General features: G+C 41.1%; 19 protein-coding genes. 4 read left to right on the top strand and 15 right to left on the bottom strand.

From position 1 onward, the window contains the following. The first annotated feature begins 255 nt into the window (after nt 1–255). The 3 genes from A379_RS08440 to adk all read left to right on the top strand — a co-directional run bounded on the left by A379_RS08440 (nt 256) and on the right by adk (nt 4,449). On the top strand, nt 256–2,709 hold the full coding sequence (locus A379_RS08440; protein WP_232744830.1) for a penicillin-binding protein 1A: 2,454 nt from the start codon (nt 256–258) through the stop codon (nt 2,707–2,709). Between the two features lie 58 nt (nt 2,710–2,767). Then, nucleotides 2,768–3,673 (top strand): fructosamine kinase family protein, encoded by a 906-nt coding sequence (locus A379_RS08435; protein WP_040727468.1) that lies wholly within the window; start codon nt 2,768–2,770, stop codon nt 3,671–3,673. 128 nt (nt 3,674–3,801) lie between these two features. Beyond that, nucleotides 3,802–4,449 (top strand): adenylate kinase, encoded by a 648-nt coding sequence (adk, locus tag A379_RS08430; RefSeq protein WP_040727467.1) that lies wholly within the window; start codon nt 3,802–3,804, stop codon nt 4,447–4,449. A gap of 95 nt (nt 4,450–4,544) precedes the next feature. Here adk and A379_RS08425 read toward each other — a convergent pair whose 3' ends face one another. After that, the gene (locus tag A379_RS08425) at nt 4,545–5,738 is read right to left on the bottom strand and encodes a multidrug effflux MFS transporter (RefSeq protein ID WP_051145111.1); all 1,194 of its coding nucleotides are present in this window, start codon (nt 5,736–5,738) and stop codon (nt 4,545–4,547) included. 160 nt (nt 5,739–5,898) lie between these two features. Between A379_RS08425 and A379_RS08420 the strand changes: the two genes are divergently transcribed. Beyond that, nucleotides 5,899–6,702, top strand: coding sequence for a fatty acid desaturase (locus A379_RS08420; RefSeq protein ID WP_198525665.1), 804 nt, complete (start codon nt 5,899–5,901; stop codon nt 6,700–6,702). Nucleotides 6,703–6,798: 96 nt separating this feature from the next. Here the strand turns inward: A379_RS08420 and A379_RS08415 are convergent, their stop codons facing one another. The 14 genes from A379_RS08415 to A379_RS08350 all read right to left on the bottom strand — a co-directional run bounded on the left by A379_RS08415 (nt 6,799) and on the right by A379_RS08350 (nt 23,756). Further along, nucleotides 6,799–7,515 (bottom strand): type II secretion system protein, encoded by a 717-nt coding sequence (locus A379_RS08415; RefSeq protein ID WP_040727466.1) that lies wholly within the window; start codon nt 7,513–7,515, stop codon nt 6,799–6,801. 19 nt (nt 7,516–7,534) lie between these two features. Then, complete coding sequence (locus A379_RS08410) at nt 7,535–8,752, bottom strand: type II secretion system protein (protein ID WP_040727464.1); 1,218 nt, start codon at nt 8,750–8,752, stop codon at nt 7,535–7,537. After that, nucleotides 8,752–9,927, bottom strand: a complete 1,176-nt coding sequence (locus A379_RS08405; RefSeq protein WP_040727463.1) for a type II secretion system protein — start codon at nt 9,925–9,927, stop codon at nt 8,752–8,754. Before A379_RS08405 ends, A379_RS08410 begins: the two co-directional genes overlap by 1 nt. Next, nucleotides 9,924–12,251: a hypothetical protein gene (locus A379_RS08400; RefSeq protein ID WP_040727462.1), complete on the bottom strand. Its 2,328-nt coding sequence runs from the start codon at nt 12,249–12,251 to the stop codon at nt 9,924–9,926. The genes A379_RS08405 and A379_RS08400 overlap by 4 nt, the downstream gene beginning before the upstream one ends. A 22-nt stretch (nt 12,252–12,273) precedes the next feature. Then, the gene (locus A379_RS08395; RefSeq protein WP_040727460.1) at nt 12,274–13,512 is read right to left on the bottom strand and encodes a type II secretion system F family protein; all 1,239 of its coding nucleotides are present in this window, start codon (nt 13,510–13,512) and stop codon (nt 12,274–12,276) included. Further along, nucleotides 13,509–15,191, bottom strand: a complete 1,683-nt coding sequence (locus A379_RS08390; protein ID WP_040727458.1) for a GspE/PulE family protein — start codon at nt 15,189–15,191, stop codon at nt 13,509–13,511. The genes A379_RS08395 and A379_RS08390 overlap by 4 nt, the downstream gene beginning before the upstream one ends. A 32-nt stretch (nt 15,192–15,223) precedes the next feature. Further along, nucleotides 15,224–16,837: an ExeA family protein gene (locus A379_RS12765; protein WP_051145109.1), complete on the bottom strand. Its 1,614-nt coding sequence runs from the start codon at nt 16,835–16,837 to the stop codon at nt 15,224–15,226. Next, on the bottom strand, nt 16,827–18,113 hold the full coding sequence (locus tag A379_RS08380) for a M48 family metallopeptidase (protein ID WP_040727457.1): 1,287 nt from the start codon (nt 18,111–18,113) through the stop codon (nt 16,827–16,829). The genes A379_RS12765 and A379_RS08380 overlap by 11 nt, the downstream gene beginning before the upstream one ends. A 6-nt stretch (nt 18,114–18,119) precedes the next feature. Next, nucleotides 18,120–19,865, bottom strand: a complete 1,746-nt coding sequence (gene mshL / locus A379_RS08375; RefSeq protein ID WP_040727455.1) for a pilus (MSHA type) biogenesis protein MshL — start codon at nt 19,863–19,865, stop codon at nt 18,120–18,122. A gap of 43 nt (nt 19,866–19,908) precedes the next feature. Next, entirely contained in the window at nt 19,909–20,673 is a 765-nt protein-coding gene (locus A379_RS08370; protein ID WP_040727454.1) for a type II secretion system protein, read from the bottom strand. Then, nucleotides 20,666–21,349, bottom strand: a complete 684-nt coding sequence (locus A379_RS08365; RefSeq protein WP_040727453.1) for a hypothetical protein — start codon at nt 21,347–21,349, stop codon at nt 20,666–20,668. The genes A379_RS08370 and A379_RS08365 overlap by 8 nt, the downstream gene beginning before the upstream one ends. Before the next feature lie 84 nt (nt 21,350–21,433). Further along, nucleotides 21,434–21,952, bottom strand: coding sequence for a hypothetical protein (locus A379_RS08360; RefSeq protein ID WP_040727451.1), 519 nt, complete (start codon nt 21,950–21,952; stop codon nt 21,434–21,436). 8 nt (nt 21,953–21,960) lie between these two features. Then, a complete protein-coding gene (locus A379_RS08355) occupies nt 21,961–23,286 on the bottom strand; it encodes a hypothetical protein (RefSeq protein WP_040727450.1) in 1,326 nt (441 codons plus the stop codon). Then, on the bottom strand, nt 23,283–23,756 hold the full coding sequence (locus A379_RS08350; RefSeq protein ID WP_040727449.1) for a hypothetical protein: 474 nt from the start codon (nt 23,754–23,756) through the stop codon (nt 23,283–23,285). The genes A379_RS08355 and A379_RS08350 overlap by 4 nt, the downstream gene beginning before the upstream one ends. Nucleotides 23,757–23,791: the final 35 nt, after the last annotated feature.

The following is a 23,791-nucleotide window of genomic DNA, read 5'->3' as shown; positions in this document are numbered from 1 at the left end:
ATTTATTAGTTTTCACTTCAAAAACCCAGCTCAGGCTGGGTTTTTTGCGTTTTAGCCATGTGTATTTGTGCGCTGTGCGAGCGCAAACTAACTAAACATTGACATTAAAGCCGAATTGACCTATCAACTTATTACGCAAAAAAGCTATAATAACCAACAGTTTTGACTCCATTTAAGTGCTAGATAGAAAAGTCAAAATGCCATATTTATTGGTTTCATCCTTAATTACAAAACGGATACAAGTAGAGTCAGTTCATGAGTGAAGTAAACAACCCGACGATTGAAATTAACAACGAGATGGCTAAGCCGAGCGCCCCTCAAGACCCTGCTCCTAAACCTAAAAAAACAAAACGAAAACTGTTTCTTTGGTTTATTGCTGTTAACTTTGTAATTTTTGGATTGCTCTTACCTGCCATTGCAGCAACCTATTATTACTTAACCATTTATCCCACGCTTCCCGATACTGCTGAACTAAAAGAAGTTAGTTATCAAGTCCCTTTAAGAATCGTCACTAGAGACGATAAATTAATCAGTGAAATCGGCACAAAAAAACGTCTGCCATTAGAATATTCTGAAATTCCTGAACGCATGACTCAAGCGATTATCTCATCAGAAGATGAACGTTTTTTTGAACACGGTGGGGTGGATTATCGTGGTCTAGGCCGAGCTGTTTATGAGCTAATTACCACGGGTGATAAAAAATCTGGCGGTTCAACCATCACCATGCAGGTGGCACGTAACTTCTTTTTAACCAAAGAAAAAACCTATTTACGAAAATTAAATGAAATCATTCTCTCTTACAAAATCGAAAACGATTTAAGTAAAGAAGAGATTCTAGCCCTTTATCTCAATAAAATATTTTTAGGTTATCGCTCTTATGGTGTAGCCGCAGCTGCGCAAACCTATTATGGTCGCCCGATCGCTGAGCTTACCTTGGATGAATATGCCATGATTGCAGGTTTGCCCAAAGCACCTTCGGCTTACAATCCAATCGCTAACCCTAGTCGCGCTAAACTACGTCGTAATTATGTATTACGCCGAATGAATGAGCTAAATTTCATCACCGAAGAGGAGATGATTGCGGCACAAGAAGTTGAAGTTCATGCAGATAAACACGCGGCCATTATTGATGTCGAAGCCGACTATGTGGCGGAAATGGCACGTGCATTTGCGCTCGAAAAATTTGGTTTAGAGGCCTTACAAAATGGTCTAACCATTGTCACAACCATTGACAGTCAACTACAAGCACAGGCTAATCACGCTGTACGCAGTGGATTACAACGTTATGAGCGTCGTCACGGTTATCGTGGCGCAATCACCAATTTAGACATCACCACTTTTGAAGATGAAAAAACGTTATTAACCGCCTTAAAAGAGACCTCTAACTATGGTGAGCTTAAAGTAGGTATTGTGACCGCATTCAATAAATCAGACACAGAAGTGCTGATGGAAAGCGGTGAGACAATCAGCATTCCATTTAACACAATGGAATGGGCGGCTGAATTTAAAACCGTAAACTACAAAGGCAAAGCCCCTAAAAAACCTCAAGATGTATTAAAGGTTGGGGATGTTATCTATCTCGAGCTACTAGATAATCTATGGCAATTAGCGCAAGACCCTGCCACAGAATCTTCACTGGTGTCATTAGATTCGCATGATGGCCGTATCTTAGCCTTAGTGGGGGGGTATGACTTCTTTAGAAGCAAATTTAACCGCGCAACACATGGTCGTCGTCAAGTAGGTTCTAATATCAAACCTTTCTTGTATTCAGCTGGTTTAAATAGCGGCATGACTGCGGCTACAACTATTAACGATGCTCCCGTAGTGTTTCATGATAAAAACCTTGAAGATGTATGGCGTCCTGAAAACTACTCTGGCCGTTTTTATGGGCCGACTCGTTTACGTAACGCCCTCGCCTTCTCAAGAAATTTAGTATCGGTTCGCCTACTCATGCAGCTTGGTATCAATGAAGCCTCTGACTATATTCAGCGTTTTGGCTTTCCTGAAGAAGAAATTAATAAACACCGAGACTTATCACTCTCTTTAGGCAGTGTGCAGTTCACCCCTTGGGAAATGGCTCGTGCTTATGCCGCCTTCTCAAACACAGGCTTCTTAATAGAGCCTTATATTATTGACGAAGTGCGTGATTTTAATGGCGATATTTTGTATAAAACCGAACCGAAAATTGCCTGTACCAATAATCAGTGTATCCCTGGTGACGAACGTAATGCACCGCGTATTATTGAAGAGCGCAATGTCTACATTATGAATACCATTATGCAAGACGTGATTCGCATCGGTTCAGGTAAAAAAGCCAAGGCGCTTAACCGTGAAGATATTGCTGGTAAAACGGGAACCACTAATGAGCAGAAAGATGCTTGGTTCTCTGGCTTTAATTCTAATATTGTGACCACCGTTTGGGTTGGATTTGATAGCCCAACAACCTTAGGGCGTAGCGAGGTGGGTGGCCGTGCCTCCTTACCGATTTGGATGGATTATATGCAGTTAGCTTTACAAGCTTATCCAAATGTACCGTTTACCCAGCCTGATGGCATTGTTAATGTGCCGATTGATCGAGAAACAGGGCAAGCTGTACCGCAAAACACGCCTGGTGCATTAATGGAAATCTTTAGGGAAGAGAATGCGCCTGAAATACCATCCGTTTCGCAAAAACAGATTGAAGCGATTACCGAAGATTTATTTGATTAGAACCCTGTAAACAACAATGGTTACAGCGATGATTTACAATATTTAAGAGGAAATCATTATGGACTGGCAAGCTTTTTCAAAACAATTAACGGATCAGCTTGGCAAGCCCATTCATATCAATACGGCACACTCGGTTGCGGGTGGCGATATTCACCAGGCCTACCACCTCCATACGAATCTGGGTAATCTATTCTTAAAACTTAACCAGCCTTCTCTACTCGCTCTATTTGAAACCGAAGCACATAATCTCAACGCCATTAGTCAATCCAATAGTATTCGTTGCCCAAAGCTCTTTGGGTTTGGTGTTAGCGAAAACAGCGCCTGGTTACTGATGGAACACCTTGCATTAACCACCAAAGGTGATGATTTTCAGCGTGGTCGTGATTTAGCTTTAATGCACCATCAAATTCATAATGCCTCGCAACCTTTTGGTTGGTTTGAAGACAACTATATTGGCCACACCATTCAAAAAAACCAGTGGCATTTTAACTGGGTTGATTTTTATGGCAAACAAAGACTGCAACCGCAACTGGAGTTGGCGCAATTACGTGGTGCTAATGCGGCTATGTTTGAGTTGGGCCAACAACTCATTGAAGCACTGCCCTTTTGGTTTAAAAAATATTCACCAAAAGCCTCGTTACTGCATGGGGATTTATGGGGTGGTAATAGTGGGTTTGCAATGGACGATGCCTCTAAAAAAACCTCAGAAGCCGTTGTTTTTGACCCTGCTTGCTACTACGGTGACCGAGAAACCGATATTGCCATGACTGAACTATTTGGAGGCTTTAGCCAGCAATTTTATGCGGGTTATAATGATGTGTTCCCGCTTGATACCGATTACCCAAAACGCAAACCGCTTTATAACCTCTATCATGTTATTAACCACTTCAATCTATTTGGTGGTGCTTATGAACAGCAAGCCATTCAAATAATGCAATCACTTTTACAACAAAGCCGCACTTAGCCAACACTCTACCAAAAAACTTACAGGCCTGGTTGAGCTAAATCTTGGTTAACCTTTTATGCCACTACGAAACACCGTATAATATTGGGATTCTTTTATTTTCAAACTTATCACTCTAGGATTTTTCAATGAAATTCATTCTATTAGGTGCTCCTGGTGCCGGTAAAGGTACACAAGCGCAGTTCTTAACCAAACAGTTCAATATTCCGCAAATCTCAACGGGCGATATGCTTCGTGCGGCAATTAAAGCGGGCACTGAGCTTGGTAAACAAGCTAAAGCGGCAATTGATGCGGGTCAGTTAGTCACCGATGAAATCATCATAGGTATGGTTAAAGAGCGCATTGCAGAACCTGATTGTGCTAATGGATTCTTATTGGATGGTTTTCCACGCACCGTTCCTCAAGCCGATGCGGTTGCTGAAGCGGGTGTTGAGATTGATGCTGTAATTGAAATTGATGTACCTGATGAAGAGATTGTAAACCGTATGTCAGGTCGTCGCGCACATTTGGCTTCTGGTCGTACTTACCATATTGTTTACAATCCACCAAAGGTCGAAGGTAAAGACGATGCAACAGGTGAGGACCTTGTTCAGCGTGATGATGACAAGCCAGAAGTGGTGAAAGACCGTTTAAATGTCTATCATGCGCAAACAGCACCACTAATCAATTACTACACTGATGTAGCCGCTAAAAACCCAGCGTTAAAGTACATCAAAGTAGATGGCACTCAGCCTATCGCTGAAGTTGAAGCAGCGATTATCAACAGCTTAAAATAAAACCATTCCTGATTTTTCAGAAGTGATTAAAAAGCTCGTTAAGTTAAGCTTAACGGGCTTTTTGTTTATTCACCACAGGCAAATAATAGCCATCATTAACGACGCTCTACGAGGGACTGAGTTTCTCGATAAACACTCAGCCATAACACCACCCCAATAAACCAAAGCGCTAATGTTGCACTCGCCATTTGTAATAAAGAGTCATGTACAAATGGCACCACCAATATTGATACTAAAGCCGCTGTTCCCATTTGCAATAAACTTTGTAATGAGGCTGCCATGCCTCTCTTTTCTGGTAAACAATCTAATGCCATGGTGGCCAATACAGGTAAGCCAAAAGACAAGCCAAAGGCATATAAGCTAATAAACGGAATAATGCTCATCACCGATGGTTCAAAGATAAAGTCCGATATTAATGCCATCGTAGCAGCGATGCCAACTACACTAAAAGAGGCGTTGGACATATGAATCGGCGAATAGTTATCGGTCATTCTATGTGCGGCCATCGAACCTAAAATCATACCGCCCACCATGGGTACAAACTGAACCCAAAAGTCTTCTGGCCCTAAATTTAAATGGTCAAACATCAAGCTGGCTGAACCCGCAATATAAACAAACATGCCGCCAAAAATTAATGCTTGCGCCAAGACTAAACGAATAAAAATAGGGTGTCTTAAAGCATGAATGTAAGAGCGAGCTAAATGTTTAGGAGCGATGGATTGGACATGTTCTCTATTCTGAGTTTCTTCAATAAACATCAACAAAATAACCAGCGTAATCAAGGCATACAAAGTTAAAAACCAAAAAATGCTTTGCCAGTCAAATACGGTTTGTAGATAACCCCCAACAATTGGCGCAATCGCTGGGGCAATCGCAAACACCATCATCACAATCGCCATGGTTTTTTGGGCTTCTTTAGGAGGAAAAACATCTCTCACCATCGCTCGTGAACCGATAATCACCCCACCTGCTAAAACCCCTTGCAATACCCTAAAAATCATAAATCCATCAAACGTCGGTGCTAAAGCACAACCTGCAGAAGCTAAAGCAAAACCAAACAAAGAGACCATCGCGACATATTTACGACCAAAACGGTCGGCCAATGGCCCCCAAATTAACGTGATAATCGCAAAAGCCCCTAAATACGCCCCCATAGAAGACGCTAACAGTTCACGTGAAACGCCGTAGTAACTTTCAATTGCTGGAAAAGAAGGCAGGTAAGTATCGATTGAGAATGGCGCAATCATACTTGCTAAAGCGGTAAAGACAATTAACCAGATTCTTATCATTGTTGACGATTCATTTTTGATATTTTAGCCTCATTATTTTTAGAGTTACCAGGCCTGGTAACTCTTACTTAGGGCGATACCCCTATTTATTGTCGGTTTTTTAACCTGTTAGAGTGCAATCGGTTAGAATACCGCCTCATTTATTTATTCAGGTATTTCTGTGTTCAAACAAAAGGCTGACCGCCTTCCCGTTATTTTGATTCTTTTTGTCTCTTTAATCGATTTTATTCTCTACTTTCAACTCGAAAACATTTGGATTTTAATGGGCGTTTGGTTACTAATGATTATACCCAAAGGCGTTATCTCTGCGTGGAATCATCATCACCAACACTGTCATGTTTTCAAAAGCCATATACTTAACCGAGCGTTAGAGTTTTTTTATGCTTTGCATACAGGCGTAACCACAAACCTTTGGGTTTTACATCATAACCTGGGTCACCACCGTAATTTTATGGACCAAGAAATTGATGAAAGCCGTTGGAAACGTCAAGACGGTTCTAAAATGGGAATAATTGAATATACCATTAAGGTCACCCTTACAGCCTACTATCGTGGTTTTCAAGTGGGTAAGCATTTTCCAAAACAACAACGCCAATTTGTTATTTACGGATTGATTACCGCCTTACTTTTGGCCGTTTTGACTTTTTACAATCCAGTGAATGCATTTTTTCTCTTTATTTTGCCAATGATAACCAGTTTAGCCTACACTTCATGGGCGACCTATGGCCACCATACAGGACTTGAGAGTGATGACCAATTTGCCAGTTCACACAATATTACCGACAAATGGTTCAATACCTTAACAGGCAATTTAGGCTACCACACCGCACATCATTTCAAGCAGGGTGTACATTGGTCAAAACTTCCAGAACTGCATGAACAGATTAAACATAAAATTCCAGCAGAGTGCTTTAGACCATCTTTTTTTGAAGGGATTGGTAAGTTTCTACCGATAGGAAAGTAACTCAGAAACGAGGAGTTTTATAAGCTACCAGGCCTGGTAGCTTTGTTGAGAAACGGCATAAACACTCAAATTTTAGAGCATTTCATACAAAGTAAATTAGTTATTCATCATAAAATAAGCCGTTACAACCGCGACTTGTGATTCATCTAAATTGGTATTTGTTGTTGCGCCGTAAGCTCTTCGGTTATCTATAGACCAATTGGTTGATGCCGAACTGGTACTGTTTGCTAAAGAACCTTCCCTAAACAATCCAAACCTCGCATCCACTTTACCATCAACCTGTGAATCCAAAAAACGCGCTAAATCAGGTGTCAGTGATTTCAGTACCATTACATTACGTTTTCTAACCACATAGCCTGATGTCGCTCCTGGTAAACTCCAATCAACATTTTGAAAACAGACCGTGGTCTCCTGTGGATTGCCATTGCTATCTAAATAGACAAAGGCATCTTCATGACCTTCTGCACGCCCTGCTGGCATAGTAATACCTGCCGCATCCATAAACCCATGAAGGTTTGTGGTACAAATTTCACCTGGTGTAGCATTAGCGCCATCCACTTTTAAAGTCGGTGCGCTTGCCGAATCGCCAATCACAATCCCTGTTTTATTGAAATAGTTTTGGTAAGCTTGGCTCCAAGACTGCATAAAATTAGAACTAATTTGCTGATAAACCGCATTACGCTGTAAATCTGAGCCAATCGAAACGGCACCAATAATCAGACCAATCACCACCAGAACCACAGACATCTCCACCAATGTAAAACCTAACTGTTTTACCTGGCTTGCAACGTTTCTACTTTTATAAGGTTTCATTAGGCTCTCTCTTTTTTCATTATTGTTGATAAACGCCTTTTGCGTCAGCTTGCACTACATTGCTATAAATAGAGGCATTTAAGGTATTAATCTCGGTCAACATGGCACTGACATCAACCACTAATGCATCTGCGCCAGTTTTATTTGTTGCCGCAAGCGCTGTCGTAATCCCCGCTGTTACCACACCAGCGGCGGCCGCAGCAACAGCCGCTATTGAAAGAGCGGCGGTTGGTGCAGCCGCACCTGCAGTATTGATGGATTCAGAGGTTGCAATCGGAATCGTTGCCGCTGCTGCGGCTGTCGCTCCAACACCACTTGCAACCGCAGCCGCAGCGGCGGCAATATCAGCTGAAGCGACATCCGCTGCCAATTCAGCCTGAACCTTATAGTCAGCTAAAGCCTGATTCATAATGGCCGATGCGCTTGCCGTATTTGGGTGGGCATGTCCCACAGATGAAATTACCCCAGCACAGCCTAAATCCGTCCACAATTGGTTAAACGACTTCACATAAACATAATCGTCATTACTGGCCTCAGCGCCATTACGAGCCGAGTTAAACTCTAAATCCGTTGCCACTAAGGTATTACTGCCATCTTCAATATTATTCAGCCCATCTGCATCTGAGAGACCAAGATCATGGATTAAATAAGCAATGTGTTCAAATTGTGCACCACTTCCTGTATGCAATACATTGGTATCGTTTGAAGCACTAGAACCGTTTTGGATTGCATGACACAGGTCCAATCCATTTGGGCTACCTACATTTAACACGCTATTTTGCGCCACTGGACGCAGGTTAACCGAATTATCATCTGTGGCAATATAAGCTTCATAGCGATCTTTTAAGGTCGTGAGCTCCATATCAGACGCCCCTGTTAAAGCTTTATCAAACACGGCGTAACGCAAAGCGACACCCGCCTGATTTCTTATTGGATAAGCCATACCTAGGGACTGATAGGGAAACTCTCCTTTAACCAAGCTACAGTTCTCAACACCGTTCATATCGCTTGCTGGACAAGGTAAACGACCTTTGGCAAAAACAAATCCTAAAATGGCCTGCTCCAGTCTTTCTGTTTGAATTTTAGACTGTTGTTTGGCTGAGCTCTCCGTCACTTTAGGGTATAAGTTTGTTAACACCGTTACCACAAAACCTAAAATCATTAAAGCAACAGACATCTCAATTAAGCTATAGCCCCTAAAAGCGTATCGATTTTTATCCATAGAGTGCTTATTCATTAAAACCACCCTTTGGCATCTATCGCTTTTGCTTCTGCTAGCTTAGCGGTATATAAAGCATCAATATCCACCTTTTGCGCAGCGGCCTCTACTTTTTGAGCCGCCGCAACATCCCTTGCCTCCTTGGCATCCGACAAACCATTCGCCGCATCAATCAATCCTTTGGCGGTTAGCGCTCCTGCCGCGACAGCAGGAATTGCGATGGCCGCAACCGCCACGCCAAAACTCTCGGCACCTTCAGCAATCGCAATAATCGTTTGTGCTAGATAAATAGCCGCATCCAACTTGGCTAATAAATCTACAAACTCAGCTTGATCAACATTCCCCTCATGCACATCTAAAGCTAGGGCTCTAAAATCAACCGTGTAATCCATCAATCTCTGCACGTCGTACATTGCAAAACTTGTTCTTGCTGCGCTATTCACTCGCCCTATCAAAGTAGAGCACTGTAAATCACCCGCTAACTCGGCAAACCCCACACTTTTAACTGTATCATCATAAGTGCTATCGATTACTTTATTTGGCAGCTCAAAACCCTTGGAGTTGACTTGATTAATACCATCAAAAATCGTACCGAGATTATTGGCATTTGAAGCGCCTGGGCTAGCCAAAACATAAGCTTGATTATAAGGATTCGCACTACTGCCAACGTAGCTATAACTATTGGAATTGACACTACCGATGGCATTTTTTAACGCCCAACAAAAATCCAAACCATTTGAATGAGTGCTTACTTCAGCATTGGGCAAAATTGGTGTAAAACGATTTTTTAGACTCGCCAAATCCGCATCCAAACTCACAGTGGCACTGCTCTTACGATAAACGCTATATGCAATAGGTTGGCCAAATCCGTTTTTAACAGGGGCTGAAAGCTTTAATGTTTTATAAGGCAGGACTCCAGAATCTATTCCCGCTGCACAGTTCTCAAAACCGTCTGCATTAGAATCAGGACAAGGGAAACGACTATTGGCTTTTAAAAACCCCTTTATCGCACTGCTGGCCTTGTTTAAAGTTTGTTCATCATTTTCCGCCACAAACAGTTTTTGAATGGTTGGCGTAATGGAAGGGATCGCTAAAAAAATAATGCCCAACACCGCCAAACCAACGGCGAGCTCAATTAAACTAAACCCTTCATTTCGCTTAATATTCACACTGTTTTTTTGAAGTATCTTCATCTAAATACTCCTTGTTTATCGGCTTCTTGAAGGATATTAGCGCCTCCATTAGAAACAACGGATCCCGTTCCATATCCAGGCGGAGGATTATCAGAACAGACCCCTGTTGATTCTTCCCAATATTTACCATCTTGCTTACATATCATGCCGTCTAAACCGTTTTTTACATCAACTAAAGTCGCTTCTTTGGCTTCGGCATCAATCTTCGCTAAATCGGCGTCTGGCTGCCTAACCAAAATGGCATCCAGATAAGAGTTTGGAAAGGTATCGGAAAGATAAATTTTAACATTCGCTATAGGAATCTCTGTTGTTAGCCCATAAGCATGGTAGGTGGCCACCTCACCCATTGCATACCGAGAATTATTTGGCAAGCCACAAACATTGGGTAGCAATGGATTTGTATTGTAACTTGCACAGGTACGGGTAGTTGCCGCTTGGGTAACCGTGGTCGTTGTATTGCCTTCAGAATCGGTTGTGGTTTCTGTTTGTTGTGGAATATAGACAGGATGATTTTCTGCGGCCTGGTAAGTCGCATTATAAGCACTTTCAGAAGCCGTTTTAGCCGCGATATAAGCGGCATAAGCATTATCCTCCGCCGTTTTGGCTACCGCGTAGTCTATACAAGATTGAGCAGTTAAATCAGGCGTACCACCAGCTGGGCAAGATGGTAGATTACTTGGATCGCCCCCCGCTGGAAGCGCATCGATATCCGCTTGGGTAAGTGGCGGATCAAAAACACAGGCTGTATTATCACAATCTTCTTTATAGCCAGCCGCTATTTGCGCTTTATCACGATAGATAATCAGCTTGCTATTTTCATCATCAATCGCATCTTGGTAGGCTTCAGATTGATTGTACAAGTTATTTCTGGCTGCATTATAGTCATTCCAAGAAGCATAGGTATCGGGTAGATGACCACCAACTGGGTTACTTAAATTATTTGCATAAGTATATAGGTCGGAAAACCGTTGAAGTGCAGTTGCCTTCACGGAATCAGCGGTTGTCTGCATTTGATTGGCGTAGTTTCTCGCGGCTGTTGCCTCTGCAACCGCGGTATTGTATTGAGATGTTAACTGAGCAATCATCGTGGTGTAGTCAGGCTCTGTTGTTGTGGCCGCAACATCAGGCGGGATTGAAGCATTCGAGCGAATGGCAATATCCACATACAAGCCAGTCGCAATGGCTTGTGCAACACCTGCAGCCACAGCCGCACCAACAGCAACACCACTTAATGCAACCCCAATTGAGGCCGCCACGACACTCGCAGTGTAAACAGGGATAAATGCACAACCCACAAGAACTGCACAGGATGCAATCGCACCAGATAAAAGACCAGAAGCTACCCCAAGTGTGGCACTGGCATTGGCTAAATCAACTGAGGCTAACACAACATCATAGGCAATAACGGCCAAGCCAACACCCGCCATAATCGCCCCTTCAAGCGCGGCATCAGCCATATCTTCTGCTTGATCTTTAACCTCTTTTTCCATTAATACCGAATTAGCCATCATATTCAGTGATTGCATAGTCACATCACACTGCATAGTCTGTTTAAGCTCAGAAAAAGAGCGGCTGATGACATAATCATCATAATCACTTGATAGTAAAGTACCCGAGCTATTAAAAGCTGCGGCAGAAGAGGCATTTAATCCATCATCTAACGATCCATCATTATTGCCATCATAAGCGCCTCCCATAGAGAGTGCATAGGCCACATTTTTTCTGACGCCCGTTGAGGTTTGTACATAAAGTTTTGAGCTGTCTAAAGCGCCTGCCTCAGCCGTAATCAGCCCTTGACAAAAATCAAGTGTATTGAGGTTATTGACACCCGAAAAATTAAAACTATAGCCACCAGCCATGGTTGGCTGATAACGATTTTTTAAACTCGCCAAATCGGCATCATTTTTAAGTAAAGAAACCGCATTAACATCGCTTGTCTCTAAGCGATCTAGCCCACCATTTTTAAGGGCTGTATCGTTGGCTTTTCTATAGACTCCATACTTTATTGGTGAATCACCAGCAACAAATCCAGAGGCTGGCATTCCTAAAGTGATGTAAGGCAAACCGCCTTTTACATTGGAACTACTACAGTCTTCAACACCATCTCCATTGGCATCAACGCAGGGTAGTCGACCATTTTTAACAATAAAGTCGTTTAATAATTTATCGGCTTTTTTGAGTGCAATCTCATTGCTTTTGGTAGGTGCTTGAGGAGCGATCGGCTTGAGCATATAACTGGCTAAGCCGCCAATAATCATTAATAAAATGGCAACGTGCAATAACCCAAAACCAGTCTGCTCTTTTATGCTCGCTAATCGCTTCATCGCATCGCCCTCTCAACCAAACTTAGCCGTTTACCTGACTAACCAATTGATAAATCGGTAAGAACAGAGCGATGATAAGAAGTAGGAATAGGCCACCTGCAATCAGCATAACCACAGGTTTAATAATTTCACTGATGGACGCCACAATATGATCAAAGCGTTGACGATATTCTTCGGCTAGATAACTCAACTGTTCATCAATACGTCCTGTCTCTTCTCCTACACTAATCATTCTGACCACAAATCTTGGATACATCTTTATCTGACGCATTTCAGAACTTAATGAGTTACCTCGAATAACCCCATCACGCATGTTTTGAATACTTTTTCGATAGACTTCATTTTCAGTAGAACGCTCTAAGATATCTAGGCTTTCGACCATACTTAGACCAGAGGAAATCAATAGGCTTAAATACTCTGTAATAAAAGCTAGAGCAGACGAGTTGACCAGTACTCTACTCACGGGTAACGCCATCAATAATCGATGGAACTGGTAGCGCACTCGATAACTGTTACGGATGGCGTAAACTGAAGCAACGAATAACAGAACTAAAATAATAAACGACAGTAACAAATTTTGACCTATGTTATCTGAAATAGCCAAAACCATTTTTGTTATGGCTGGTAGCTCTACTCGCATCTGCTTAAACAGGTCACTGATATTTGGAATCACATAGCTAATCCAAAATACGGCGGCCGCTAAAATGGTAAAGAAAACAAATGCTGGGTAAATCATTGCCCGTTTGCTATCTCGAACAATTTTATCTACTCGTTTAAGGTGCTCAGCGGCATCCATTAGGGTGCGGTCTAAGTTACCAGAACTCTCCCCAATACGAATTAAATGAATGACGGTTTGCGGCACAATATCCGAATGGCGCTCCACCCCTTCACTAAACGAGGCTCCCGTTTTTAAGTTTTCTAAAATGTCTTTTGAAACACGCTGTACAGGTATTGATGAGTCATCCGATGCCATATCTTCAATGGCGGTAAACATGGGAATACCGCTTCTCAACATGACGGCGATATTTCTGAAAAAATCTGCCACTTCTTCACGTTTTAATTGTGGCCTGAAAAGGCGCATAATAAAGTCGTATGGCCAATTTAACCACGTCGGCAGCATGACTAATTTAACAATAACCGCATCACCCCAGCGCTGTTCTAAATAAAACTGTGCCGATGTTTCATTGGCAAAAGCCAGCTTTTCAACGCCAGAGGCAATCTGCCCTGTATCTAACAATCTTTGAAAGTAAAAATATCTCATGGCGCAACTCGCTCTAAGCTATTTCCTAATAGACGGGTAACTTCCGCCAAAGTGGTATTGCCGAGTAACACTTGTTGAATCGCCATGGTTTCAATGGTTTTAAAATCAGAGGACTCTAACTTTCTCATTAACTCAGTACGGCTGGCATTTGATGCAATCATCTCTTGTAGTTCAGCGTCAACATATAAAATTTCATAAAGTGGAATACGGCCAAAATACCCTGTGCCTTTACAGTGTGAACAGCCTTCACCTCTATAGAGCGTAATTTCTTTAGACGCTTGTGGAAAATAGACCAACTCTTCATCGCTCGGTTGATATTCTGTTTTACAGTGTGAACATATTTGACGAGCCAGGCGCTGATTAACAACCCCAACTAATGAATCGGCAATCATTTGCACAGGAACATCTAACGCTTGTAAACGAGAAATCACCCCTAAGACACTATTGACGTGCAATGTGGATAGAACTAAATGCCCCGTTTCAGCTGCGGTAATAGCTGCGTGTGCTGTTTCAGCGTCACGAATCTCGCCCACGAGCATCACGTCAGGGTCATGTCTTAAAAATTGGCGTATGGCGTGTGAAAAATCATAGCCTGCTTTGCGGTTAACTTGAGTTTGACAGATGGTTGGTAGCTTATATTCAATAGGATCTTCAACCGTAAGAATGTTTTTACCAACCATACCTTTTGAACGCAGGCCTGCATGTAATGTCGTACTTTTACCTGAGCCTGTTGGCCCCGTCATTAATAAGATGCCATGCGGATGCACAAACATATTATTCAAAGTAGCTAAATCCTCTTCAAAGAAACCTAATTCATTTAAGCCTTTAACATGCATTCCGCTTGGTAATAGACGCATCACCACGTTTTCTCCATATTCAGAAATCAGCGATGAGACACGTACATCAAAAGGCATAGAAAGAATATTGGTTGAGAAACTGCCATCTTGAGGTCGTAACTGGTCAGAAATATCCATATCGGCATACCGTTTAATGGCAGCAACTAAACGTTTTAAGGTTGTAGGAATGGCAAAAACAGGCTGCAACACACCGTCAACACGAAATGAGATATGAATACTTTTTGGTTCAGGCTGAATATGAATATCAGTAGCGCGCTGAAGCACAGCTAGATGCAGTAAATAGTGAATCAAGTTATCTGGAGAAAGAACTTGATCTTTATCTTTATCAATCTTTGAAACTTCTTTTAAGAAAAGCTTGTCTACAGGGTTATCAATAAAGAAATAGTTGTGACGAATCGCTTGCAGGACTTTACTGAACTCCCCCTGCTTGATTTTACAATTTATGCCTGCACGTTGAGTCACCGCCTGTTTCACATCATGGATATTCGCATTACCAATGACAACGACAAGCTCATTGCCTTCTCTAAACAAGGGTAAGAACCCTCTATTTAAACAATACTCTTGGTTGAACAGTCTAAGAATATCGGCACTAGGCTTAGAAAGGCTGTCAACATCAACAAATTCGATGCTCGTTTGCGTGGCTAAATGTTTTGCTAAGTCATACTCAGAAACAATGCCTAGTCTTACCAGTAATTCACCTAAACGTTCACCAGTAACGGCTTGCTTTTGTAATGCAAACTCCATCTGATTTTGATTCATTAACTCGGCATTGAGCAATGATTCGCCTAATCGAACAACTTGTGTATTTATCTCTTCTGACATAGTGACCAGCTTTCTGTTTTATTTAGAACAATCTACATAACAAATGCACGATTATCCTGAGTTAAAAAATACAATGTTAACGGGTCAGCTTTACCCGTTGGCTCAATACCGAGAGAACGTTGAAAATTGGCAACGGCATACATGGTTTTTGACCCAACCGTTGCATCTTCCATATCCTTAAAAAAACCTTGTTGTTTAAGCAGTTTCTGCAATATTGCCACTTGTGAAGACTTCAGACCAAAATGGTATTTATCAAATCGTAACTTGGGCTTCCAAAGCATCAACCAACGCTGTTTTTTGTCTTTTAACACTAATTCCAATACGCTTCTAGGAGGTTCAATAAAAGGCTTATCATTCATTAAAACCTGCCAGCCCTGCTCCGCTATTTTTTTTTGAAATAAAAGCCAATTTTCTTGTTCAAGAGCGATATCCAGCTCTCTTGAATCATCTCTCACACCATAGTCTTTTAAGAAATGCATTAACTCGGTATTTTTGGGTAGCTCTAATGGTTTTGAAACTTCCTCTTTTACCAGGCCTGGTAACTCTTTAAATACCACTTTATCCGTTTGATTTTCCTCAACCGTATCAACCCGCTTTTCACTTACCGTTACCTTGGTCATCACAGTGTCTTCTAATGCGAGACTAGCTTGAGACTCTGCAACAATCTGCTGTATATTCAACTTATTTATCCAGCTATCGGGGGCAAATTGCCAAACCGCTAGGCCAACAGCTAATAAGCCAATAAAACTTGCTACCAAACTTTGATAACGCTGGGTATTGGCCTGAGCCTGTTGTACACCACGCATATACTCTGTTTGCTCAATATCGTTATTGGCTAAGACAATAAGCTTGTCATTCACGACAGTCGTTGCATCCACTAATAATGCATATAAGACTCTATCCATAATTAAATTAATGCGTCTTGGATAGCCTTTACTCAACTTATGGAGCTTCTGTCCTGCTTTTTTTGTTAATTGAACGTGATAGTGGTTACCTGCACTATCAAGCCGAAAATAGACATAATCCAACACCTCCTGTTCCGTAAATGGAGCCAGCTCGATATGGAGCGCAATGCGACTTTTTAGCTGCCTAATTTTCGGTAAATTTAGCGTCAACATTATCTCTGGTTGCGCAATCAATAAAATTTGTACTAGCTTATCTGTACTGACTTCAAAGTTTGAAATAAGACGAATCATCTCCAAACTTTCCGTACTTAAATTTTGTGCGTCATCAATAATAATTAAACAATTTCGTTGCTGCTGATACTGCTCTAGTAAAAAATGATTTAACCCATCTAACTGAGCTTTTACCCCTCCTTCAACTTTGAGGCCAAAATCATCATTAATGGCTTTTAATAGTTCTACGCCCTGTAAAAAGGTATTCAACACCAAGGAAACATCGGTATATTGCTCTTCCAAGTTGTTAATCAAATAACGACTTAATGTGCTTTTACCAAGGCCAACGTCTGCGGTGAACAGTAAGAAACCTTTACGCATATGAATGCAGTGCATCAGTTCAAGAACATGTGACTCTAGCCTTTGCGAACAAAAGTAATGACTTGCATCAGGTGTTACAGGAAAAGGAGATTCTGTAAGACCTATGCGATCAAACATGCCTTCATTAGGTATGGCTAAACTAATATCCATATTTAGCGTGAATCATTTTTTTATAGTGTTTTAACTGGCTTGATTCGGGGTACAAGGAATCTAACCGATTCAATTGTTGTTTAGCGGTTTTCTGATCACCTAATTCGGCTAATGCAATAACTAGATTCATATTCGCCTCCATGTCTTCAGGCTTTTGGTTTAACAATTTTTGGTAACTATTTGCAGCCTCTTGATAACGTTGATTTTTTAATGATGCATAACCATCCATTCTTTGATAAATAACGCTCTCTTTACCTGACAACAGCCCAAGCTCATTTAAATTAGCTTGCACCTCTTTCTCATTGTTAAAACGAATCGATTGTTTAATCTCTGCCACTTTGGTTTTGACAGCCATAAAATATTCAATGGTATTTTTATTGGCTAGAAGTGGAGCATCCACACTTTTAGAACCAACGGTTCTTTCAGTGGTTTTATTTACAACGGGTCTAGGTGTTTTGACTAGTTTAGTCGCGACTACACTACGAGGTTTTACCTCAATTATTTGAGCTTGTTTCACGGCAATAGCAGACTCTTTCTCTATTGTTTGATCCTCTTTTTGAGAAACCTCTTGACGAACTTTTTTAACATCAGAGCTTTTCTCTAGTGGCTGAATTACCGTTAATTGAACCGTTTTCTTTTCTGCATCTAGGTTGGTTTCAGGAGTCCTATCCACCTCTACAATTAAATGTGCTTGTACAGTTTCATCACTTTTAACAAAGGAGGTTGTAATTGAATTTTCTTCAGTCACCTCCGCCTGAGCTTTGATGTTTTGTTGTTTTAAACTCTCTAAAACAGGCCATTTCTCAGTATGCGGCTTCGCTTTATGCTCATTGCGTTCTTCTGGTACAGGAGCCAAATCTGGCTTTTGTATCGTTAATTTTTTATCTACCGTAGCCACAAGATTTGTAGCTGTAGCATCATTAATAACGACACCGTTTATAGCGTTCTCATCCTCAATCTCAGTTAACATGACTGACTCAGTTTGAACCGATAACGGTTCTTCTGTTGCCACAACACCTTCCTGTGGTTTGCTCGCCAATACCAGATGGTTAACACTATTCACATACTCGTCTTTAGCTTGGTAGCCCCAGTAGTTTTGCAAAATAAACAAACCGAGAATAACCGCTAGAACGGCACCTGAAACGAGTAGCCAAAAAAAAGTTTTAGAAAAAGACGGCTCTTCTAAAGCTTGCATTCTTTGACTAATTGGATTCATTTTTGGCGGTGAATCACTCTTTTTTTCATGTTGCTTTAATGAGTTATAAATTAAGCTCATAATCCTCTAGAGAATCGTTACACGTAAAACCATAACCAACTCTCTAGTCTCCTTATCATGCAGACGGTTACCACCAAATAGCGCGCCGATTCCAGGAATTTCATTCAACCCTGGCACCCCCTCACCTGAATCTGTTGCCACTTCATCCATTAAGCCACCTAAAATAACCGTGTCGCCATCTTTAAGACTAAGCGATGTGGTTAAGCCTTTAAAATCAATTACGGGTAAGGTGATTTTGGTACCGTTTCCTACATCCACTAATGCCATACTTGCTTTATCCACATTCGACTGCATAGGGTGAATGGTTAGACTGATTTTTCCATCAGAATCAATAAAGGGTTCGAATCCTAAAATGATGCCATCAAACACCGAGCTGGTTGATACATCACTGGTTGTGGTTAAAGAACCGCCCACGTTATTTACAGTGGAGGTACTTTCAGAAATATACTGAGAATTACGTCCTACACTAATAAAGGCTGGACGAGCATTTTTAGCGCGGATACTTGGATTCGATAGTACTCTTAAGCTACCAAACTGCTGTAAGGCTTGCATCGCTACTGAGAAGGTATTAGCTGAATGCACCAGTTTTAGGTTGGTAGCGCCATCTACGCCATAAGAGTTAGAAGGAATAGTAATTGAGCGAATCTGATTTCCTGTTCCGCTTAACGTATCGGTCACACCGCCTAAATCAACTGAACCTGCACCATAGTTATAGGCAATATCTTGGCCAAGTTTATTCCAATCAACTCCATACTGATTACCATCTCCTAGACGGACATCAAGCAATTGCGCTTCAATCAGTACCTGTCTTGACAATACCGATTTATATTGTGAAATGAGTTGATCAACCGCCTCCACTTGTGACGGTTTGGCCTTTAGATATAAAGTGCCTGTCATCTCATTGAGAGAATAAACAGGTTGAAACCCTTTTGGGGTTTCTTTGATTGGCATAGGAAGACGCCCCATCATATTTGGAGCTTGGTTGGTTACACCAGGAATCACACTCTCTTGTTCATTGGCTTTTTTTCTACCTAAAATGTCTTCTAAAGTTTCACTTAACTGACTATATGGATTGCTTTGGGTTGCGCCAGTCCCTTTAAATGCTAAAGAACCTGTCATTGGTTTATTACCACCACTACTACCGCCACTTCCATTCGAGTTGGTATTAGCACCAAAGACATCTCCACCCATGCTGTAGTCAATACTGGTAGAAGTCTGTAAGAAGTTCAGCTCATACACTTTTTCACGATAAGGTCTCACAATCAAGACATTACCTTTCACTTGACCATCAAAGTCTAAGAGCTCCATGACCTGGTTAAAGACAAGGCTGGCTGGTACATTTTTTAGATGCATACTGATTTTGCGCTTGAGCTCCGACAACTGAGGATCCATCAATAAGCTCATGCCTGCTTGATCAGAAATGGCATGCAATACCGACTGTACGTCTCCATTGTTGACATTTACACTAATTTTCACCGCATCTAAAGGGTTGAACTCAGGCTCTACAGCAACGACTTCAGGTTCTACTTTGGGGATGTTTTGAATTTTTTTATAAAGGCTTTGGCTTTCGTCCATAAACTTTTTGGACTCTTGATTAATACGCGTCGTCATCAATTCATGAGATTGATTATCGACTTCCTTGATATTATCAATATTGTTTTGGGAGACGTGAGCCGTTGAACACCCCGCCAATAATGCACCACTCATAGCAAGTGACACGATTTGAACATAAGTATGATTTTTAGTACGCATCTTATAACCCATTCTTTTGATAATTATTCATTCAAAAACCCGTTTAAAGTAAGCCTATTAATTCGTTAAAGGCCAAACCTGAAACCCTATCTACATAATTCGCATCTTGTCTTCTCGAAGGTGCTGCGAAACAAAGAGAACCGCTTCCATCATGCTTTAAAAACGCATTCACACCATCAAAAGGATTGCCATCACCATCAGCGTCTTCAACACTGGACGAAGCTAACCAAAAAGCCCCATTAGCCACCCTATTCGTTAAGCAATCCTCACTACCAGAAGTATCATTGTTGCCTGTTATAAAAGGTTGATTAACACTGATGGCGAGCAAACTAGCATTCGATAATGCTTTTTTTAAATCATCAATGTTTTGATAATCAGCATCACCTAAACTGTCTCCAGTTCGTTCTGTTAAAACGGTTAGCTCGGCATCATTGACGGAATCTCTAAAAACCCCATAAATAAGGTTTTGATAACCAATATCGGCATCAGAAACCTGACTACTGACTGGAAGTCCAATCGTATAAAAAGGCAACTGGCCTGTCTTATAACCACCTGAACAATCTTCATAACCATCACCATTTATGTCTGGACATGGAAGACGGAAATTAGCTTGTGCAAAAAAAACCACTGCTTCTTGTGCTTGCAACAGGCCTTTATTCGCCATTGCCTGATTTTTGTAGGTATTTGCCGAGTTATAAACTTGTAAGGTCGCCACCGATATCACCCCAATAATCACCAACGCCACTGAAAGTTCAATTAAAGAAAATCCTCTAACGTGAGAATCAATTTCTTTAAGAAGACTACTCATTCGGTACAACCCCCTGCTGGAGGTCTTGCAATGTTTGCACTTCTTCTTTTAATTTTTCGTTTTTGTCTTCACCAGGCAATAACCCTTTGTTCTGCGAGGTCTCAATGATTTTGTTGGATTGAGCAATGATTTTTCTTAATTGAGGAATGCTTACACCTCCAACAACACCATTTGCATCACCCATTTCTTGTAACTCAAGCAGCAAAGCATCCAACTTATTAAAGTCGACACTCTGAGGGTCGCCTGAGGCTATTTTTTTTAACTCATCGCGAATAATATTTAACTTAGCTCGCTTTTGTTCTTCAGCTGAAACGGAATCCACTGCATTTTTTTCACGGGTCATTGCTGGCTGAACGGCTAGATCTTCTTGTGGCTTTAGGTCACTAAACTCTTGCGTGCTATCTTGATTCTCTTTTCCCTCAGTTAACTGAGATTCATCATCATTGAACACGGGGGGATTCGATACCTGATCATTCATATTACCAGGCCTGGTTATACCCTCTGAATTCAGTCTGTAATTATCCTGGGCATCTGAATATTCAGGATTTACAATAGAAGAATTCTCAACAGGTATTTCAGATTGATTAGCAGGCACTAAATAGTTAACTGTCCAATAAGCTGTCCCTACAACCAAAATAAAGCCTAAAACAACATAGACAACCTGCTTCACTTTCATTTAACCTGCCTTAGATTTCTATTAACAATGTTGGAATGGGCTATTGTCAAACACCTCATTTCTGTCATCGTTTCAAACAATGGATTAAGAATTAATCTTAAACGCCTCTATTTTTTTGCCGCGCTTTACTTCAACATAATTTTCTTCAATGGCCACAACCTTTCCACCGTCTGGCAAGACATCACCCACTCTTGAAAAATGATCATCAATCACGGCATAACGATTATTGGGAGCAATAAAAATCATTGAAATCGCATAGTTTTTATAACTCTTAGCGGCAACACGCGTGTAAGGAATATAACGCTGTGAAGGTAAAGTCACCGTTGTTTTTTTTATTACTGGAGCAATCGGTGCCAAAGCGATTAAATTTGTATTCATATTGGCGGCTGATTGATAAGCGGCAATAACTTCAATTTGTTGACTTACGACTGAAGCCTGACTTTTTTGAGAATTTTGTACCAACGTTTTAGACTTTAAGTCTTGTAATTCACTCAAGGAAGAGTCTGAGTTAGATGGAATATACTGTTTATTGGCCGCTTCATCCCACGACAAATAGACCGCAACAGCGATAATCAATAATAAAACTAAACCACTATATTTCATTTTGACACCTATTCCTTATTTCCAGGAATGAGTATTAACTGGAACCCATTATTACCATTCTTAGCCACAAAACCTTTATCTTCAATTTGGTAGCCTTTTTCAATTAAACGGTCGATGAATAGGCGAACTTGTTTAGAGGCAAAATCTAAGTCTTGATCCACAAACCCTTGCACCACCATACCAAACCGATCACTCTCTTCAGAACTGTGCAGCTGTATATTATTAATATGAATAAACTTGTTCACGCTGGCTTGCAAATCTGCAACCATCTGCGGGATGGAATTTGATTCAGTTATAGAATAGAGCTCTTCAATAAAACCAACTTTGTCCGTTTCGAGAATCGAGGCTGTTTGATTGTTTGTAGCAACGAGCTGCTTAGCCTTTGCCAGCTTTGCCTCATACTGACTAGATGCCATTAATTCATTTGTAGAGGCTATATACTCTTCAGCCGTTTTTTGCCAATTTAGACCCGCCAAAAAAGCACCTGCACTAATCGCCAGAACCAAACCCGCCACCCAAGGTAAGGCTCGTTCAAACTGAAACAGCGGTTTACTGGTTTCAGCCTTAATCGCATCACAAGTAGAAAGAGCTTGAAATAGCGCATCAAAATTGGTTGAACAATCTTTGTTGTTTACCGAAATGACCTCCTTATTAGCGACAGAAACCACTCTCCCAGAAAGGGCTTCAAACTGCTCTGCTAAGTTATCTGATGCATTATCCGCACACCATAAGAACCACTTAACACTGTCTAATTGCAAAGCGTTATCTATCTCTACCTGGTTCAATTCTGTTGCCAAATAGCTAAGGGCGCTCTCCCAATCTTGACCGCCATAAGAAGCACTAGAGACTCGAATACTATGCAAAGGAAAACCAGAATCGACGACCAGCACATCCAGCACTCCACCATGCTGAACCACCACGGTTGAAATGGCTTTATCAACCACATTTAACATCGCACTCCATAAAGGAATATACAGACAATGGTCACTCTCTTTTTTAATGGTATCTAAATAGGTGGCATATTCGTTTATTGGCAAGGCGGCATAGAAAACATTTTGGGCTGAGGCGGCTTTTTGAGTTTTTAAAACCAACACCTCACTAGCACCTTCCATATCACCGCGACTTCTGAGATTCTTTTCGATAATCGCAGAGGCATAAGAGCTACCTTGATGAACGGTCTCTATGCCTGTTAAAGCGTGGTTAAAATCAGATAAAATGACTTTTGGACCTGAAATCGCTTCTAAAGAATCCATTAAAATGGCTTTTTTACCTTCTAATAACCAATACTGATTATCAAGATGCAATATTCGCTTAAAACCTAAAGGGACACTCATAACGCTCTCCGAATCATGTACTCACCTTCAAGCAATAAATTAAGCTGATTGGAGCTTTTTTCAATCCAATGAAAAAGATCATCTTTTTCGCTCATCGTTTTTAATGCAAACTGCTTTGGCTTAAACCATTGAGTCTCTTTGTTAGAAATTCCTTTCAAAAACCCAGAAACATCCTGTCTTGAAATAATACTATTTTTAACAATGACACTTTTACGGCTCCAATCTTCTTTGTTGAGTGCATTATTTGCTACACCAGATTGAATAGAAAGCAATGTATTTTGGTATTTTTGAAACTCGGGTAATTGTTGCTCAAGTTCAGACATCACTCTTACCTTTCTCTCCGCCGCTAAATACGCTTGCTGAGAGGTTTGAAGTTTTTGCCACTGCTGCACCGAATATGAGACCGATACCACTAAAAATACTGCAGCCAAAACACCCAATCCCAACGTTACTAGTCTGAGTAGTGACATAACAAACCTCGCTCCTAATATCCAATTATTCTTTC

The organism is Thiomicrorhabdus sp. Kp2 (assembly GCF_000478585.1).
In the GTDB taxonomy this organism is placed as follows: domain Bacteria; phylum Pseudomonadota; class Gammaproteobacteria; order Thiomicrospirales; family Thiomicrospiraceae; genus Thiomicrorhabdus.
Note: the sequence above shows the minus strand (reverse complement) of the source record. Positions and strands in the feature narration are given on the sequence as shown.

Bases quoted from the DNA above. Each gene is read 5' to 3' on its own strand.
- A379_RS08365 (WP_040727453.1), bottom strand. From the start codon at position 21,349: ATGAAAGTGAAGCAGGTTGTCTATGTTGTTTTAGGCTTTATTTTGGTT.
- A379_RS08390 (WP_040727458.1), bottom strand. From the start codon at position 15,191: ATGTCAGAAGAGATAAATACACAAGTTGTTCGATTAGGCGAATCATTG.
- A379_RS08435 (WP_040727468.1), top strand. From the start codon at position 2,768: ATGGACTGGCAAGCTTTTTCAAAACAATTAACGGATCAGCTTGGCAAG.
- A379_RS08415 (WP_040727466.1), bottom strand. From the start codon at position 7,515: ATGAAACCTTATAAAAGTAGAAACGTTGCAAGCCAGGTAAAACAGTTA.
- A379_RS08370 (WP_040727454.1), bottom strand. From the start codon at position 20,673: ATGAGTAGTCTTCTTAAAGAAATTGATTCTCACGTTAGAGGATTTTCT.
- A379_RS08360 (WP_040727451.1), bottom strand. From the start codon at position 21,952: ATGAAATATAGTGGTTTAGTTTTATTATTGATTATCGCTGTTGCGGTC.
- A379_RS08425 (WP_051145111.1), bottom strand. From the start codon at position 5,738: ATGATAAGAATCTGGTTAATTGTCTTTACCGCTTTAGCAAGTATGATT.
- A379_RS08350 (WP_040727449.1), bottom strand. From the start codon at position 23,756: ATGTCACTACTCAGACTAGTAACGTTGGGATTGGGTGTTTTGGCTGCA.
- A379_RS08410 (WP_040727464.1), bottom strand. From the start codon at position 8,752: ATGAATAAGCACTCTATGGATAAAAATCGATACGCTTTTAGGGGCTAT.
- A379_RS08380 (WP_040727457.1), bottom strand. From the start codon at position 18,113: ATGAGCTTAATTTATAACTCATTAAAGCAACATGAAAAAAAGAGTGAT.
- A379_RS08395 (WP_040727460.1), bottom strand. From the start codon at position 13,512: ATGAGATATTTTTACTTTCAAAGATTGTTAGATACAGGGCAGATTGCC.
- A379_RS08440 (WP_232744830.1), top strand. From the start codon at position 256: ATGAGTGAAGTAAACAACCCGACGATTGAAATTAACAACGAGATGGCT.
- mshL (WP_040727455.1), bottom strand. From the start codon at position 19,865: ATGCGTACTAAAAATCATACTTATGTTCAAATCGTGTCACTTGCTATG.
- A379_RS12765 (WP_051145109.1), bottom strand. From the start codon at position 16,837: ATGGATATTAGTTTAGCCATACCTAATGAAGGCATGTTTGATCGCATA.
- adk (WP_040727467.1), top strand. From the start codon at position 3,802: ATGAAATTCATTCTATTAGGTGCTCCTGGTGCCGGTAAAGGTACACAA.
- A379_RS08405 (WP_040727463.1), bottom strand. From the start codon at position 9,927: ATGAAGATACTTCAAAAAAACAGTGTGAATATTAAGCGAAATGAAGGG.
- A379_RS08400 (WP_040727462.1), bottom strand. From the start codon at position 12,251: ATGAAGCGATTAGCGAGCATAAAAGAGCAGACTGGTTTTGGGTTATTG.
- A379_RS08355 (WP_040727450.1), bottom strand. From the start codon at position 23,286: ATGAGTGTCCCTTTAGGTTTTAAGCGAATATTGCATCTTGATAATCAG.